Origin of the sequence: Methylobacterium sp. NPDC080182 (assembly GCF_050281105.1) — a bacterium.
GTDB lineage: Bacteria > Pseudomonadota > Alphaproteobacteria > Rhizobiales > Beijerinckiaceae > Methylobacterium.
Genome location: NZ_JBNNWO010000002.1, coordinates 29,894 through 45,922, shown reverse-complemented (window position 1 = coordinate 45,922; position 16,029 = coordinate 29,894). Strand labels below are relative to the sequence as shown.

Sequence of the window (16,029 nt, the reverse complement as noted above, 5' to 3'; positions counted from 1 at the left end):
GGCCCTTCCACGGCGCGTCGTGCCTCAGGCGGCCTCGGTGAGGGCCTGCGCGACGGCGTCGAGGGCGGCCTCGGCCCCGGCCCCGTTCGGGCCGCCGGCCTGCGCCATGTCGCGGCGGCCGCCGCCGCCCTTCCCGCCGAGCGCCCCGGCCCCTGCCCGGACCAGCCCGACCGCGTCGTAGCGCGCGGTCAGGTCGTCGGTGACGCCGACCACCAGCCCGGCCTTGCCGTCCGGTCCGACGCCGACCACCGCCACGATGCCGGAGCCCAGGCGCTTCTTCTCCTCGTCGACGATCGGCTTGAGGTCGCGCATGTCGAGCCCTTCGATGACGGAGCGGCGGAAGGCCACCCCGCCGATCTCGGTCTGCTGCGCGCCCGAGCCCGGGCCGCCCTCGCCGCCCATGGCGAGCTTGCGACGGGTCTCGGCCAGTTCGCGCTCCAGGCGGCGCCGGTCCTCCATCAGCGCGGTCAGGCGGTCGGGCGCCTCCGAGACCGGCGCCTTGAGGATGCCGGCGAGCGCCGCCAGCGTCCGGGCCTCCTCGGCCCGGTGACGGCGCGCCGCGTCGGCGGTCAGCGCCTCGATCCGGCGCACGCCCGCGCCCACCGCGCTCTCGGCCACGATGGTGATCGCCCCGATATCGCCGGTGCGCGCGGCGTGGGTGCCGCCGCAGAGCTCCACTGAGAAGTTCTTGGCGCGCGGTTGCGCGGCGTCGCCGTCGACCGGCAGCCCCATCGAGACCACCCGCACCTCGTCGCCGTACTTCTCGCCGAACAGCGCGCGGGCGCCCGACGCGATCGCGTCGTCCACGGCCATCAGTTTCGTGACGACGGGCGCGTTCTGCAGCAGCACCGCGTTGGCGATGTCCTCGACGCGGCCGAGCTCGTCGGCCTCGATCGGCTTCGGGTGACTGATGTCGAAGCGCAGCCGGTCGGGGCTGACCAGCGAGCCCTTCTGGGCGACGTGGTCGCCCAGCACCTGCCGCAGGGCCTCGTGGAGCAGGTGGGTGGCCGAGTGGTTGGCCCGGATCGCCCTGCGGCGGGCGTTGTCGACCTTCAGCTCGACCGGCTGGTCGAGGCTCACCGACCCCTCCTCCACGGTGACGTGATGGACGAACACGTCGCCGAGCTTCTTCTGGGTGTCGGTCACCCGCGCCCGCACGCCCGGCGCCAGGATCAGGCCGGTATCGCCGACCTGGCCGCCCGACTCCCCGTAGAACGGCGTCTGGTTGACGAGGACGAGGCCGGTCTGACCAGCCTCGAGGGCCTTCACCTCGGCGCCGTCGCGCAGGAGCGCGGTCACGATGCCCTCGGCGGTCTCGGTCTCGTAGCCCAGGAATTCGGTGGCGCCGACGCGCTCGCGCAGTCCGAACCACACCGTCTCGGTCGCCGCCTCGCCCGAGCCCTTCCAGGCCTCGCGGGCCGCCTGCTTCTGGCGCTGCATCGCGGCCGCGAAAGCGTCCGTGTCCACGCCGATGCCGCGGGCCTTGAGGGCATCCTGTGTCAGGTCGAGGGGGAAGCCGTAGGTGTCGTAGAGCGTGAAGGCGGTGTCGCCGGAGAGCTTGTCGCCTTCCTTGAGCTCACGGCTCTCGGCGTCGAGGATCGACAGACCCCGCTCGAGGGTGCGGCGGAAGCGGGTCTCCTCCAGCTTCAGGGTCTCGGCGATCAGGCTCTCGGCCCGCATCAGCTCCGGGTAGGCTTGGCCCATCTCGTGCACGAGGGTCGGCACGAGGCGGAACATGGTGGGCTCGCGGGCCCCCAGGATCTCGGCGTGGCGCATGGCGCGGCGCATGATCCGGCGCAGCACGTAGCCGCGGCCCTCGTTGCCCGGCAGCACGCCGTCGGCCACCAGGAAGGAGGCCGCCCGCAGATGGTCGGCGATCACCCGGTAGGACGCCATCGTGGCCGCCTCCGGCGCCCGCGAGATCGCGTGGGCCACCGCGTCGATCAGGGCGCGGAACAGGTCGGTGTCGTAGTTCGAGTGGACGCCCTGGAGGATCGCCGCCATGCGCTCCAGGCCCATGCCGGTGTCGATCGACGGCCGCGGCAGCGGGTTCCGGACGCCCGGCTCCAGCTGCTCGTACTGCATGAACACGAGGTTCCAGAACTCGAGGAAGCGGTCGCCGTCCTCGTCCGGCGAGCCGGGCGGGCCGCCCTGCAGCGCCGGGCCCTGGTCGATGAAGATCTCCGAGCAGGGGCCGCAGGGGCCGGTATCGCCCATCTGCCAGAAATTGTCGGAGGTCCCGATCCGGATGATCTTGTCGTCGGAGAAGCCGGCGATCTTCTTCCACAGGCCTGCGGCCTCGTCGTCGTCGGCGTAGACGGTGACGAGGAGCTTGTCGGGCTTGAGGCCGAACTCCTTGGTGATCAGCGTCCAGGCCAGCTCGATCGCGCGGTCCTTGAAGTAGTCGCCGAACGAGAAGTTGCCGAGCATCTCGAAGAACGTGTGGTGGCGCGCGGTGTACCCGACATTGTCGAGGTCGTTGTGCTTGCCGCCGGCCCGCACGCATTTCTGCGCCGTCGTCGCCCGGTCGTAGGCGCGCTTCTCCATCCCGGTGAAGACGTTCTTGAACTGCACCATGCCGGCGTTCGTGAACATCAGCGTCGGGTCGTTCTTCGGCACGAGGCTCGAGGACGGCACGACCTCGTGGCCCGCCTTGGCGAAGTAGTCGAGGAAGGTCGACCGGATCTCGTTGACGCCGCTCATCGGGGCTGACTCTGGCAGTACGGACGGGAAAGGGCGGCCGCGCGTCATCCGCCCGGCGCCCGCATGGCGCCCTCTTAAGGAGGGATGCCGCGCGAGTCACGGGCGGCCTGCCCCGAAATCTCCACGGGACGCCGCAACTCGGCCACAAGCGCGGCCGTGTTGTCGCCACATCTGTCAAGCGATGGTGAGTCCGTAGCGCCACAGCGGCGTGTGGAGAGTCGGGATAACGATGCAGGGCCGCACGGTCGGATCGCCGAGGACCATCACCGGCAAGCAGGGCCATTTCGGCTCGGGCCGCGCCGACGTGATCGCCGCACAGCCCATGCTGGGCCGTGCCCATGGCAGCCGCCCCGCGCTGTTCCGCTCCCTGCTCACCGTCTCGATGATCGCCGGCGGCCTCAGCGCCGCGCTGATCGGGTCGGGCGTGGACCTCGCCAAGGTCGGCCTGTCGCCGGCCGTGTCGGTCGCGGAGGCCGCCACCGAGCTCCCGATGCCGCGCCCGCGCATCCACACCGTCGCCCTCAGCACCCCGCTGGAGCAGACGCCGCTGCGCGCCGCCGCGAGCTTCGCCCCGGTGCACGACCTCGACACCGAGCTCGGCTCCAACACGGTCGACCGCGTGTCGTACGACTTCCTGCTCTCCGAGAGCGCCGTCGGCGACCCGAACGACATCCTCGAGTTCGGCCCGATGAAGATCCGGCGCCACCTCGTGCAGACGATTGTCCGGGCGGCCCAGGCCGTCCAGACCGATCCGGTGCTGCTGATGGCGGTAGCCGACAAGGAATCGAGCTTCGTCACGGCGGTCCAGGCCAAGACCTCCTCGGCGACGGGCCTCTACCAGTTCATCGAGCGGACCTGGCTCGGCGTGGTTCGCGACTTCGGCGCCAAGTACGGGCTGGAGAAGGACGCCGCGCTGATCACCTCCGACGCCAACGACCGGCCGGTGATCACCGATCCGGCGGAGCGGGCCAGGGTGCTGGAACTGCGCCGCGACCCGTACCTCTCGGCGCTGATGGCCGGCGAGATGCTGAAGCGGGACGCGGCCCGCATCGCCCTGCGCATCGGCCGCGAGCTGACCCTCGGCGAGGTCTACCTCGCCCACTTCCTCGGACCGGACGACGCCGAGGAGTTCCTCGCCAACGTCGTGAACAAGCCGGCCGCCGCCGCGGCGGCCCTGCTCCCGGGGCCGGCCCGGGCCAACCGCTCGATCTTCTTCGCCGCCGGGCGCTTCGTCGGGCGCGGCCGCCACCGCAAGCCCCTGAGCCTGTCGGTCGCGCAGGTGCACGAGAAGTTCGAGGCGATGATGAGCACCCGCGGGACGCGCTACCAGAACGTCCGCCAAGTCTCTGGAATCATGGCGTATGCCGACGCCGACGCCGGGCTCGCCACGCAGTAACGGCTCTGTGACGCCGGGCGGGATTCCGAACGCCCGGCGCAACCAGCGGCGGATTGCCGACTTTCCTCCTTCGAGCGCCGCATCCTCGGGCGGCGCGGAAGTCGACTTCGGGGGGAGTCCTTGAAAAAGCACCAGACGAGCGCACCCCTGCCGCTCACCGATACGCTGTCACCGGGTATTCCGCTCGATCAGATCGGTCAGAAACTGGCGTCGTTCTACGATGATCTGGTCACCGAGGGTGTGCCCGAACACCTCGCGGCCCTGGTCCGCCGCGTGCGGCAGAACGAGAGCGACGAGGCCGCCCCGGGCGCGCCGAGCGTCGTGGCGGCCGAGGCCGGTCCGCCGCGTCTCGCGCTCGTCGTGGAGGACGATCCCGAGATCCGCGCGCTCGCCGAGACCCTCTTGGAGGAAACCGAACTCGACGTGGTCGGGTGCGACAGCGCCGAGGCCGCCCTGTCGGTCCTCCAGGCGCGCGGGGGCGACGTCGCCCTCGTCTTCGCCGACGTCCGGCTGGCCGGCGAGATGGACGGGCTCCAGCTCGCCCGCGCGGTGGCGACCCTGTGGCCCCGGGCCCGTCTGGTGATCACCTCGGGCCACGGCATTCCCCGCCCCGAGCTGCCGGCCGAGGCCGTCTTCATCGCCAAGCCGTGGCGCCCCCTCGACGTGCTGGTCGAGGCCGAGCGCGCCGCCGCCGACCCGGCCCCGCCGGTGGTCTGAGGCGTTCCGCGCGGCAGGGCCCGGCCCTTGCATCGCCGGTGACCGCGTCGGCGCGAGCCCGGAGCCTGCGACTTGCCGATCCTCTCCGTCCGCCACCGCACGGTCTACCGGTACCGGCGTCCGGTCGCCTTCGGCGAGCACCGGATCATGTTCCGGCCGCGCGACAGCTACGATCAGCGGCTGATCGCGGCGACCCTCGACATCGCCCCGGAGCCGGCCGCCCTGCGCTGGCTGTTCGACGTGTTCGGCAACTGCGTGGCGGTCGCCACCTTCGACACCCGCGCCGAGACCCTGACCTTCGACTGCGGCATCACCCTCGACCACACCCCGGAGCACGCGCCGGTCTTCCCCCTGGCGCCGCACGCGACCCACTACCCGTTCGGCTACGGGGCCGAGGACATGCCGGACCTCGCCCGCTCCATCGAGCGGCAATGGCCGGACCCGCGGCACGAGGTCGATGCCTGGGCGCGGAGCTTCCTGCCGCCGCAGGGTCGTATCCCGACGCAGGAGCTGCTGGCCGCGATGACGCGCAGCGTGCGGGCGAACTTCACCTACCTCGCCCGCTCCGAGAAGGGCGTGCAGGACCCGCTCACGACCCTGCGCACGAAGCTCGGCTCGTGCCGGGACTTCGCGGTGCTGATGATGGAGGGCGTCCGGGCGCTCGGCATGGCCGCCCGCTTCGTCTCCGGATACCTCTACAACCCGCGCAACGACCGGGCGCGCCACGTCGGGGGCGGCTCCACCCACGCCTGGCTGCAGGTCTACCTCCCGGGCGCCGGCTGGGTCGAGTTCGACCCGACCAACGGCATCGTGGGCAACCGCGACCTGATCCGCGTGGCGGTGACCCGCGATCCGGCCCAGGCCGTGCCGCTGCACGGCTCATTCTTCGGCCTCGCCAGCGACGATCTCGGCATGCGCGTCGACGTCGACGTGGTGGAACTGCCGGCCGACGGGCCGGCGGCCCGAACCGTGCAGGGGCCGGAGACGTCCCTGGCGCGTTGAGTTCGCGCGCACCCGGACCCGGAACGAGCGTGCGTGGCGACTCCGCGCGGACGGCGACAGAGCAAGGTGGCCCCGATGAAGATCAGGACCGGTTTCGATATCGCTTTCACGCTGTCGCAGCCGACACCGATGATCCTGATGCTGAGCGTCCATCCCTCGCGGATCGACGACGTGCTGACCCCGCACGCGATCGGGTTCGATCCGCCGCTCGAGGCGCGGACGTACCGGGACGGCTTCGACAACATCTGCCACCGCATCGTCGCGCCGCCCGGTCAGCTGACCATCGCGGCCGACTTCACGGTCGAGGATTCGGGCGAGCCCGATCCGGTCGTGCCGGACGCCCGGCAGATCCCGGTCCAGGACCTGCCCGACGACGTCCTGATCTTCCTCCTGGGCTCGCGCTACTGCGACACCGACAAGCTCTCGCAGACCGCGTGGTCCCTGTTCGGCGGCACGCCGGAGGGCTGGGCCCGCGTCCAGGCGATCGTCGACTACACGCACGAGCGGATCCGCTTCGACTATCAGCGCGCCGACGCGACCCGGAGCGCGCACGACGCCTTCATGCAGCGCGAGGGCGTGTGCCGGGACTTCGCGCACCTGGCGATCACCCTGTGCCGGTGCATGAACATCCCGGCGCGCTACGCCACCGGCTACCTCGGCGATATCGGCGTGCCGAAGGACCCGGCGCCGATGGATTTCTCCGCGTGGTTCGAGGTCTTCCTCGAAGGGCCAGAGGGGCCGCGCTGGTACACGTTCGACGCCCGCCACAACCGGCCCCGCATCGGCCGCATCGTCATGGCCCGCGGCCGCGACGCCACCGACTGCGCCATCTCGACCAACTTCGGCTACGCCCACCTCGCGCGCTTCGACGTCCACACGGACGAGGCCCCCTGAGCCGCGCACGCGTTCGTGATATCGCGCACCGCACGGCCAAGCCGGCCTGCGTATTCCGCCGGACAGCAAATTCCGGGCGGAAGTATGGAACTGCCAGCCTATGCTCACGCTTGTAATGGCAAAGGTTATTGCACAGGTAGGCCACTCATGAAGACCACGGTCACCGCACTCGCCGCGCTCCTGGGCGTGTCTGTTCTTGCCGCCACGCCCGTCCTCGCCGCTTCGTCGTACGATCCCTTCGGCACGGATAATGCCGACGAGTACTACTCCGATCAGGGACAGTACGGTTACCAGGGCTCTTACGCCCCGGGCTACGGCCAGGGCGTGCAGGCCGCGCCGCAGGCGCAGGTCCAGCCGATCCCCCGCGAGATCGTCGCGTTCAACGCGCCCTACGCGCCCGGCACGATCGTGGTCTCCACCGCCGAGCGGCGCCTGTACTACGTGCTCGGCAACGGTGAGGCGATCCGCTACGGCGTCGGCGTCGGCCGTCCGGGCTTCAGCTGGAGCGGCACCAACAAGATCACCGCCAAGCGCGAGTGGCCGTCGTGGACGCCCCCGAAGGCCATGATCGCCCGTCGTCCCGACCTGCCGCGCTACATGGCGGGCGGCATCGAGAACCCCCTCGGCGCCCGGGCCATGTATATCGGCAGCACCGAGTACCGCATCCACGGCTCCAACGAGCCGGACACGATCGGTCAGGCGGTCTCGTCGGGCTGCATCCGGATGACCAACGACGACGTCACCGACCTGTACGAGCGCGTGAAGGTCGGCGCCAAGGTCGTCGTCCTGAACTGAGCGCGCGGCGCGGGATCACCCGCGCCCCTAGCCCGCCTGTGCCGCACGGGCCGCGTCATCCCACCCGGGCGCGCGGCCCGTCGCGTGTGCGGTCGCCTGCGCGGGGCTGCGCCTCAGGGAACGACGCGGCCGACGGCCGTCTGCGGCGGGCTGAACGAGGCGATCGGCATGTCGCAGAAGCAGCGCACGCCGAGGGGCCGCGGCCCCGGCAGCGGGCAGGAGTACGGCTTCGGGCCGGTGATTCCCTGCTGGACGGCGTCGCAATTGTAGCCGACCGGGGCGCGCTGCGCCCGGCGCGGGACCGGCCGGTAACCGCCGTCGTAGCCCGGATCGTCGTAGTACTGGGCGAAGGCCGCGCTACTCGGAGCGACGGCGGCGAGCGCCAGGGCGGCGACCGCCAGACGGAGAGGTCCACGCAGGCCGGATCGGCCGGAAACAGTGAGGCGCATCCCTGAACCCTTCACTCGGCGCGGACCCAACGCGTCCGCCCGGCGGCTCTCGGCGGCAATACCGGCGAAAACGAGACGGCCCGCCCCCGGATTGGGAGCGGGCCGCGGCCCCGTTCGTCGGTGCGAGCGTCAGTGCGACGCGCGCTCGGCGGCGTCCTGGGCGTTCTGGGCCGTCTGCTTCGCGGCGTCCTGGCCCTGCTCCATGGCCTTGCGGGCCTCGTCGGCACCCTGCTGCATCGCCGACTTGGCGCGCTCGGCGCCCTGCTGCATCGCGCTCTGCGCGAGGCCGCTGAACTCCTTCGCCTGGGCCTGGATGGCGGCGAACTGGCTGCGGACGAACTCGGCCTGGTGCTGCATCGCCTCCTGCATGTCCCTGGAGCGGACGAGCTTCTGGGCGAGGTCGAAGGCCGCGTTCACGTTCTGCTCGGCATACTCGAAGCCGCGCGAGGACGCGTCCAGCGCGTTGGAGCGCGCCAGCTCGGCAGAGCCCTGCACGGTGTCGGCGGTGCGGCGAGCCGCGCCGATGAAGCTGTCGAACGCCTTCCGGGCCTGCTCGACGCTCTTCTCGGCGAAGTCGCGCATCTCGGCCGGAACTTCGTAGTTCGGGGGGTTGCTCATACGTCGTCTCCTCTCTTCATTGGCCTGTGGATGGCGCTTTGTGCGGTGCACAATAACTGATTCGCCGCCATATGCCACCCGCGCTCACGGCGTTAAGGTTGACATAACGTAAACGTGTGACGGTTGCGCCGAGAGTCCAGCGCCGCGGCGCGGGGGAGTTTACAATAGGGCTACGGTCGCGCGCGTTTCTCGGGCAAAGCGGGACCGTTGAGCGTCAGGATCGCGTTAGGGTTCGAGGTCGCGGGCTTTGGAGACGACAGTGACACCGACGGCCGCTGCAGCCCCGCCCGGGCTGGGGACTGCCTTCGCGATCTGGGAGCGCCTGCCCGCGCTGGCGGCCGCTCTGGGCGCGCGCGACGCCGTGCATCTCGTGATCGACCCGTCGGAGGCCCGGATCCTGTCCGCGTCCGAAGCGGCGGCGGGTCTCGCCGCGGTTCTGGACGGCCCGGCCCTCGCCGACCTGACCCGTCAGATCGCGACCGCGGTGGCGGGCGACGCCGCGCCCCGCCTCGCGCGCCTGCGCCTCGATGTCCGCCGGATCGCGCCGCCGGTCCTGTGCTGGCTGGCGCGCGGCGCGCAGGCCGACGGCCGGCCCGCGATCCTCGTCGTGCCGACCGCGCCGGTGGCGGCTGGCCGCGCGCGTCCGATCCGCCCGTTCGATCCACCGGTCGACGCGCCCGCTGGGCATACCGTGGCGGCGCGGGCGCTTCCCCAGGAGCCGCAATCGCCTCCGGCGACGCCGCTCCGGCGCGACGACCGCTTCCTCTGGCGCCTGGATGCCGCGGGTGTCCTGACGACCCTCACAGGCCCGGAGGCGCTCGCCGGGCTGGTCGGGCAGCGCTGGCAGGATCTGGCCGAGAGCGGGCGCCTCTCCGGCGCCGACGCCGTGCTGGCGGCCCTGCGCGACCGGCGCACCTTCCGCGGGGAACCGGCGGTCCTCGATGCCGGCACCGGGGCGTTCCGGGTCGACCTGTCCGGAGCCCCACTCGGGCGGGGCGACGCGGCCTTCTCGGGCTTCGGCGGCTTCGGCCTGATCCGCAGCGCCCCGCCCGGCAGCCCGAGACCGGTCGCGACGCCGGAGCCGATCCCGGAGCCCATGCCCGAGCGCGTTCCCGAGCGCGTTCCCGAGCCCGTGCCCTCCGCGACGCCGGAGCCGGCAAGGTCCGAGGTTACCAAGCCCGCTGCCGTCCCGGCCGGGACCGGCAACGCCGCGATACCTGTCGCGATTCCTGTCGCGGTCGACGCGGATCCCGTCGCCGCGCCACTGTCGAACGACGAGCACGCCGCGTTCCGCGAGATCGCCCGCGCGCTGGGCGCCCGCTACGCCGGTGACGAGGCCGGATCGGGGTCGCCCCGGACCGCGGGAGGGGCGGTGATGCCGTTCCCGGCGCCGCAGGCCGGTCCGGCGGAGACCAGCGCGACCGCCGCGGATCCCGATGTCGAGACCGGGACGGCGGAGGCCGAGCCGGTCGCCGACGCGCCGCCGTCCCCGGAATCCGATCTCCTCGGCGGATTGCCGGTGCCGGTGCTGGTCCATCGCGACGGAGCGATCGTCGCGACGAACCGCGCCTTCCTCGATCTGACCGGCCACCCCGACCTGCCGAGCCTCGCGCGCCTCGGTCTTCCGGGATTGCTGCCCGGCCTCCCCCCGGCGGAGACGGTCGACCCATCCGCGCGCCGGACGACCGTCGCGACGGCCGACGGCGGCGCCCGTCCCGTCGAAATCCGGGCCGGCGCCCTCCCCTGGTCGGGCGCGACCGCGACGTGCCTGGTCGTGCGCCCGGTCGAGGACGCCGACATGGCCGACGCCCTCACGGCCGAGCGCCTCGCCCGCGCCGCTGAGACCGAACGGACGGCCAGCGCCGAGGCGACTCTGGACGCGCTGGAAACAAGCGTCGTCACGGTCGACGGGGCCGGGCGCATCGTCGCGCTGAACCGCGCGGCGGCCAGCCTGTTCGGCTGCGATCCGCGCGAGATCGTCGGCAGCAGCTTCGTCACGCTCTTCGACCGGGAGAGCGTCCTGACGGTCGCCGATGCCCTGAGGGGCACCGCCCCGGGGCGGCGGATCGTGCGCATCGACGGCGCTCCGATGTCGTTGACCGTGGCGGCGACGGCGGGCCGGCGCGTGGCCCAGATCGCCCGAGCCGAGGACGAGGCCCTCGCGCGGAGCGCGGAGGGCGGCCAGGAGCCCGCGCCGGGCCGCGCCGATGCCCTCGACCGGCTCGGCTGCGCCGTCCGCGAGCCCGTGTCCGGGATCGTCGACCTGGCCGGCGCGATGCTGAAGGAACCGTTCGGCCCCCTCGGCGACGCGCGCTACCGGGGCTGCCTCGCCGAGATCAAGGCCTCGGGCGAGGCGATGCTGGAGCGCGTCGGGAAACTCCTGGACCTCGCCGCCGTCGAGGCCGGCGCGCTCCACTTGGAGCCGCGCGCCCTCGACCTCAACGACGTCGTGGCGAGCTGTGTCGCCCAGCTCCAGGCGGAGGCGGCGCGGGGGCGCATCGTGATGCGGACGAGCTTCTCGACCGATATCGGCGACCTGGAGGCCGACGAGCGCTCGGTCAGCCGCGCGGCCAGCTTGGTGATCGAGAACGCGATCCGACGCTCCACGGCCGGCAGCCAGATCATCGTGTCCACCGGGTCCGCCGAGCGCGCGGGGATCGCCGTGCGGGTGCGCGAGACCGGCGCCGGCCACGCGCCGCGGGCGGCAGCGCCGCAGGGCGATGTCGAGGACGGGCTGGCGCTGCCGCGGGCGCTCGTGGAGGCCAATGGCGGGCGCCTGCAGCTCTCCGCCCGACCGGAAGACGGCACGCTCGTGGAGATCATCATGCCCGCGCGGCGGGCGGCCAACGGCTAGGGGTGAGCGCCCCCCACCCCCGCGGGGCGGAAACAGAGGGCCGCCGGTGACAGCGGGCTCGGGCGCGCGCGCTTGACAGCGCAGCATCGAAGCCCCAATCAGCCCTTACATTGCGCCCAATCTATTCACGGGAATTGAGCTGCGCAGGAGCGCGCCAAACTGCGATGATATCGTCATCGTAGATTGGCGGCTACGTTACTTTGGAAGTCCTGGCTGCGCGGCGGAGACCGCGATACGATCGGGCGCCAAAACAGGGATGGGACGCCATGGTAGGCAAGGTGATCGAGGTTCAATCCGCGTGGCGCGAGGGTGCGCACGTGGACGATGCCAAGTACCGGGAGATGTACGCGGCTTCGGTCGCCGATCCCAACGCGTTCTGGGCCGAGCACGGCAAGCGCATCGACTGGATGAAGCCGTTCTCGACGGTGAAGAACACCAGCTTCGAGCCCGGCAAGGTCTCGATCAAGTGGTTCGAGGACGGCAAGACCAACGTCGCCCATAACTGTATCGATCGCCATCTCGAGACCCGCGGCGACCAGACCGCGATCATCTGGGAAGGCGACAACCCCGACGAATCCAAGCACATCACCTACCGCGAGCTGCACGCGCAGGTCTGCCGGATGGCCAACGTCCTGCGCAACCGCGGCGTCGGCAAGGGCGACCGCGTCACGCTCTACATGCCGATGGTCCCGGAGGCCGCCTACGCGATGCTCGCCTGCGCGCGGCTCGGGGCGATCCACGCCATCGTGTTCGGCGGCTTCTCGCCGGATTCCCTCGCCTCGCGCATCCAGGGCTGCGGCTCCAAGGTGGTGATCACCGCCGACGAGGGCCTGCGCGGAGGCCGCAAGGTGCCGCTGAAGGCCAATGTCGACGAGGCGATCAAGCGTCTCGGGACCGACCTCGTCGACCACGTGATCGTCGTGCGCCGCACCGGCGGCAGCGTCGCCATGGAGGCGGGCCGGGACGTCTACTACGACGAGGCCGCCGAGCAGGTGACGGACGAGTGCCCCGCCGTGGCGGTGGAGGCCGAGCACCCGCTCTTCATCCTCTACACCTCCGGCTCGACCGGGCAGCCGAAGGGCGTGGTGCACACCACCGGCGGTTACCTCGTCTACGCGTCGATGACGCACGAGTACGTCTTCGATTACCGCGAAGGCGACGTGTACTGGTGCACCGCCGATGTCGGCTGGGTCACGGGCCACAGCTACATCGTGTACGGGCCGCTCGCGAACGGCGCCACGACGCTGATGTTCGAGGGCATCCCGACCTACCCGTCGACCTCCCGGTTCTGGGAAGTGGTCGACAAGCACAAGGTCAACATCTTCTACACGGCGCCGACCGCGATCCGCTCGCTGATGGGCGGCGGCGAGGGACCGGTGAAGAAGACCTCGCGGCAATCGCTCCGCGTGCTGGGCTCCGTGGGCGAGCCGATCAACCCGGAAGCCTGGGAGTGGTACTACAACGTCGTCGGCGACCAGCGCTGCTCGATCGTCGACACGTGGTGGCAGACCGAGACCGGCGGCATCCTGATCACCCCGCTGCCGGGCGCCACCGCCCTGAAGCCGGGCTCGGCGACCCGGCCGTTCTTCGGCGTGAAGCCCGAGATGGTCGACGCCGAGGGCAAGGTCCTGGAGGGCGCCTGCGAGGGCAATCTCTGCATCGCCGATTCCTGGCCGGGCCAGATGCGCACGGTCTACGGCGACCACGAGCGCTTCGAGCAGACCTACTTCTCGACCTACCCGGGCAAGTACTTCACCGGCGACGGCGCCCGCCGCGATGCGGACGGCTACTACTGGATCACCGGCCGGGTCGACGACGTCATCAACGTCTCGGGCCACCGGATGGGCACCGCCGAGGTCGAGTCGTCCCTGGTCGCCCACCCGAAGGTGGCCGAGGCCGCGGTGGTGGGCTACCCGCACAACGTGAAGGGCCAGGGCATCTACGCCTACGTGACCCTGAACGACGGCGAGGAGGGCGACGACGCCCTGCGCAAGGAGCTCGTGACCTGGGTCCGCAAGGATATCGGGCCGATCGCCTCGCCGGACCTGATCCAGTTCGCGCCCGGCCTGCCCAAGACTCGCTCGGGCAAGATCATGCGCCGGATCCTGCGCAAGATCGCCGAGGACGATTTCAGCTCGCTCGGCGACACCTCGACGCTCGCCGAGCCGGCCGTCGTCGACGACCTGATCGAGAACCGGCAGAACCGGGGCTGATCGCACCCGCGCCGCCCCGGCGGCGCGGGTTCGGACCGGGGCGGGTGCCGGGGCGGCGCCCGCTCCCAACAAGAACCACGAGTCTCAACGCGAAGAACCGGGGGGCCAGAGCAGGCCCTCGCGGGAGGAACACCCATGAGCGGCACGACACTGAACACCCGAGGGCGCGCGGCGCCCCCGGGACCACGCCCACGCGAGACCGCCGCCGATCCGCAGGTCGAGCGGATCGCCCGAACCCCCGAGTTCCAGCAGCTCGTTCACGAGCGCACCCGCTTCGCCTGGATCCTGACGATCCTGATGCTGGTCGTCTATTTCGGCTTCATCGGCCTGATCGCCTTCGACAAGTCGCTCCTCGCCGTGAAGGTCGGCGGCACCGCCTCCCTCGGCCTGTTCGCGGGCGTGTTCGTGATCCTGTTCGCCTTCGCGCTCACGGGGGTCTACGTCGCCCGGGCCAACACGCGCTTCGACGCGCTGAGCGAAGCCCTGAAGCGGAGCGTGGCCCGATGAACCGCCTCCTCCTCGGCCTGACGCTCGCCACCATCGTCGCGAGCGCCGCCTACGCGGCCGGCCCGGATCTCGGTGCCGTCGCGCAATCGGCCACGAACTGGCCGGCCATCCTGATGTTCCTGTTCTTCGTGCTGCTGACGCTCGGCATCACCTACAAGGCCGCCAAGGGCACCAAGTCGGCCGCCGACTTCTACGCGGCGGGCGGCGGCATCTCGGCCGGGACGAACTCGCTCGCGATCGCCGGCGACTACATGTCGGCGGCCTCGTTCCTCGGCATCTCCGGCCTCGTCTACACCTCGGGCTTCGACGGGCTGATCTACTCGACGGGCTTCCTGGTCGGCTGGCCGATCGTGCTGTTCCTGATCGCGGAGCGCCTGCGCAACCTCGGCAAGTTCACCTTCGCCGACGTGGCGAGCTTCCGCCTCGACCAGACCGCGATCCGCATCATCTCGGCGGTGGGCACCCTGGTGGTGGTGGCCTTCTACCTGATCGCCCAGATGGTCGGCGCGGGGAAGCTGATCCAGCTCCTGTTCGGCCTGCCCTACCTCTACGCGGTGATCATCGTCGGCGTCCTGATGATCGTCTACGTCGCCTTCGGCGGCATGAAGGCGACCACCTGGGTGCAGGTGATCAAGGCCTGCCTGCTGCTCGGCGGCGCGACCTTCATGGCCGGCGCGGTTCTGTACAAGTACGGCTTCAACCCGGAATTGCTGTTCGCCAGCGCCGTTCAGGTCCACCCGAAGGGCGAGGCGATCATGGCGCCGGGCGGTCTGGTGTCGAACCCGGTCGAGGCGATCTCGCTCGGCGTCGGCCTGATGTTCGGCACCGCCGGCCTGCCGCACATCCTCATGCGGTTCTTCACGGTCTCGGACGCCCAGGCCGCCCGCAAGTCGGTGTTCTACGCCACCGGCCTGATCGGATACTTCTACATCCTGACCTTCATCATCGGCTTCGGCGGCATCGCGCTGCTGATGTCGGACCCGGTCTACTTCAAGCTCGGGCCGGCCGGCGCCTTCGACAAGCTGAAGGACATGATCGGCGGCACCAACATGGTGGCGGTGAACCTCGCCAACGCGGTGGGCGGGCCGTACTTCCTCGGCTTCATCTCCGCGGTGGCCTTCGCGACGATCCTAGCGGTCGTCGCCGGGCTCACGCTCGCCGGGGCCTCGGCGATCAGCCACGACCTCTACGCCCAGGTGATCGCCCGCGGGCGCACCACCGAGAAGCACGAGGTCAACCTGTCGAAGATCTCGGCGGTGGTGATCGGGATCGTGGCGATCTACCTCGGCTACGTGTTCGAGAACCAGAACGTCGCCTTCATGGTCGGTCTCGCCTTCGCGGTGGCGGCGAGCTGCAACTTCCCGGTGCTGGCCATGTCGATCCTGTGGCGCGGCACCACCACCTGGGGCGCGCTCGCCGGCGGCCTCGTCGGCCTGCTCGCGGCGGTCATCATGGTGGTGCTGTCGAAGGCCGTGTGGGTGACCACGCTGGGCAATCCCGCCCCGCTCTTCCCCTACGACAACCCGGCGCTGTTCTCGATGCCGCTGGCCTTCGCGACGATCTGGATCGTGTCTCTCGTGGACAAGTCCCGCCGGGCCCAGCGCGAGCGGGCCGCCTTCGAGGCGCAGTACGTGCGCTCCGAGACCGGCATCGGGGCGGCCGGCGCGCACGCGCACTGACGGCCTTCCGAAGCGTCGAACGGGCGGAGGGCGCGGCGCGAGCCGCGCCCTTCGTCGTTCCGGTGACAACTGCGTACGCGCCCATGTTGATGAAGGTCTTCACAATCGCTTTACCGGTTGACCGCCCTGATCGGTGCGATAACGCATAGGTGATCTGCGCCGTGCGCAGAACCGTCCGGGAATCGGGCCGGTAAGGGGGCGA

General features: G+C 71.0%; 12 protein-coding genes. 9 read left to right on the top strand and 3 right to left on the bottom strand.

The genetic code is table 11. The features are described from left to right. Positions 1-24 precede the first annotated feature (24 nt). Complete coding sequence (gene alaS, locus ACQKQD_RS03330) at positions 25-2,703, bottom strand: alanine--tRNA ligase (protein ID WP_427507475.1); 2,679 nt, start codon at positions 2,701-2,703, stop codon at positions 25-27. Positions 2,704-2,932: 229 nt separating this feature from the next. Between alaS and ACQKQD_RS03325 the strand changes: the two genes are divergently transcribed. From ACQKQD_RS03325 to ACQKQD_RS03305, 5 genes are all read left to right on the top strand, one after another. Further along, entirely contained in the window at positions 2,933-4,099 is a 1,167-nt protein-coding gene (locus ACQKQD_RS03325; RefSeq protein ID WP_056531990.1) for a transglycosylase SLT domain-containing protein, read from the top strand. A gap of 120 nt (positions 4,100-4,219) precedes the next feature. Then, complete coding sequence (locus ACQKQD_RS03320; RefSeq protein WP_427507474.1) at positions 4,220-4,816, top strand: NepR family anti-sigma factor; 597 nt, start codon at positions 4,220-4,222, stop codon at positions 4,814-4,816. 72 nt (positions 4,817-4,888) lie between these two features. Further along, the gene (locus tag ACQKQD_RS03315) at positions 4,889-5,818 is read left to right on the top strand and encodes a transglutaminase family protein (protein ID WP_042672246.1); all 930 of its coding nucleotides are present in this window, start codon (positions 4,889-4,891) and stop codon (positions 5,816-5,818) included. 75 nt (positions 5,819-5,893) lie between these two features. Continuing rightward, positions 5,894-6,712, top strand: coding sequence for a transglutaminase-like domain-containing protein (locus ACQKQD_RS03310; protein ID WP_042672245.1), 819 nt, complete (start codon positions 5,894-5,896; stop codon positions 6,710-6,712). 147 nt (positions 6,713-6,859) lie between these two features. Next, on the top strand, positions 6,860-7,507 hold the full coding sequence (locus ACQKQD_RS03305; protein WP_091925084.1) for a L,D-transpeptidase: 648 nt from the start codon (positions 6,860-6,862) through the stop codon (positions 7,505-7,507). 113 nt (positions 7,508-7,620) lie between these two features. On the opposite strand, the gene ACQKQD_RS03300 is transcribed toward ACQKQD_RS03305, so the two are convergent. Both ACQKQD_RS03300 and ACQKQD_RS03295 read right to left on the bottom strand, forming a co-directional pair. Next, the gene (locus ACQKQD_RS03300; protein ID WP_020092880.1) at positions 7,621-7,956 is read right to left on the bottom strand and encodes a hypothetical protein; all 336 of its coding nucleotides are present in this window, start codon (positions 7,954-7,956) and stop codon (positions 7,621-7,623) included. A 129-nt stretch (positions 7,957-8,085) separates the two neighbouring features. Further along, positions 8,086-8,574, bottom strand: a complete 489-nt coding sequence (locus ACQKQD_RS03295) for a phasin (protein ID WP_012322487.1) — start codon at positions 8,572-8,574, stop codon at positions 8,086-8,088. A 259-nt stretch (positions 8,575-8,833) separates the two neighbouring features. On the opposite strand from ACQKQD_RS03295, the gene ACQKQD_RS03290 reads away from it, so the two are divergent. The 4 genes from ACQKQD_RS03290 to ACQKQD_RS03275 all read left to right on the top strand — a co-directional run bounded on the left by ACQKQD_RS03290 (position 8,834) and on the right by ACQKQD_RS03275 (position 15,827). Next, positions 8,834-11,428, top strand: coding sequence for a PAS domain-containing protein (locus tag ACQKQD_RS03290; RefSeq protein WP_427507473.1), 2,595 nt, complete (start codon positions 8,834-8,836; stop codon positions 11,426-11,428). 266 nt (positions 11,429-11,694) lie between these two features. Beyond that, positions 11,695-13,641, top strand: a complete 1,947-nt coding sequence (gene acs, locus ACQKQD_RS03285; RefSeq protein ID WP_020092882.1) for an acetate--CoA ligase — start codon at positions 11,695-11,697, stop codon at positions 13,639-13,641. Between the two features lie 135 nt (positions 13,642-13,776). Beyond that, entirely contained in the window at positions 13,777-14,148 is a 372-nt protein-coding gene (locus ACQKQD_RS03280; RefSeq protein WP_020092883.1) for a DUF485 domain-containing protein, read from the top strand. Then, positions 14,145-15,827 (top strand): cation acetate symporter, encoded by a 1,683-nt coding sequence (locus ACQKQD_RS03275; RefSeq protein ID WP_427507472.1) that lies wholly within the window; start codon positions 14,145-14,147, stop codon positions 15,825-15,827. Before ACQKQD_RS03280 ends, ACQKQD_RS03275 begins: the two co-directional genes overlap by 4 nt. Positions 15,828-16,029 lie beyond the last annotated feature (202 nt).

Coding starts and splice junctions, on each gene's coding strand:
- ACQKQD_RS03310 (WP_042672245.1), top strand. CDS start 5,894: ATGAAGATCAGGACCGGTTTCGATATCGCTTTCACGCTGTCGCAGCCG.
- ACQKQD_RS03325 (WP_056531990.1), top strand. CDS start 2,933: ATGCAGGGCCGCACGGTCGGATCGCCGAGGACCATCACCGGCAAGCAG.
- ACQKQD_RS03300 (WP_020092880.1), bottom strand. CDS start 7,956: ATGCGCCTCACTGTTTCCGGCCGATCCGGCCTGCGTGGACCTCTCCGT.
- ACQKQD_RS03295 (WP_012322487.1), bottom strand. CDS start 8,574: ATGAGCAACCCCCCGAACTACGAAGTTCCGGCCGAGATGCGCGACTTC.
- ACQKQD_RS03305 (WP_091925084.1), top strand. CDS start 6,860: ATGAAGACCACGGTCACCGCACTCGCCGCGCTCCTGGGCGTGTCTGTT.
- ACQKQD_RS03280 (WP_020092883.1), top strand. CDS start 13,777: ATGAGCGGCACGACACTGAACACCCGAGGGCGCGCGGCGCCCCCGGGA.
- alaS (WP_427507475.1), bottom strand. CDS start 2,703: ATGAGCGGCGTCAACGAGATCCGGTCGACCTTCCTCGACTACTTCGCC.
- acs (WP_020092882.1), top strand. CDS start 11,695: ATGGTAGGCAAGGTGATCGAGGTTCAATCCGCGTGGCGCGAGGGTGCG.
- ACQKQD_RS03275 (WP_427507472.1), top strand. CDS start 14,145: ATGAACCGCCTCCTCCTCGGCCTGACGCTCGCCACCATCGTCGCGAGC.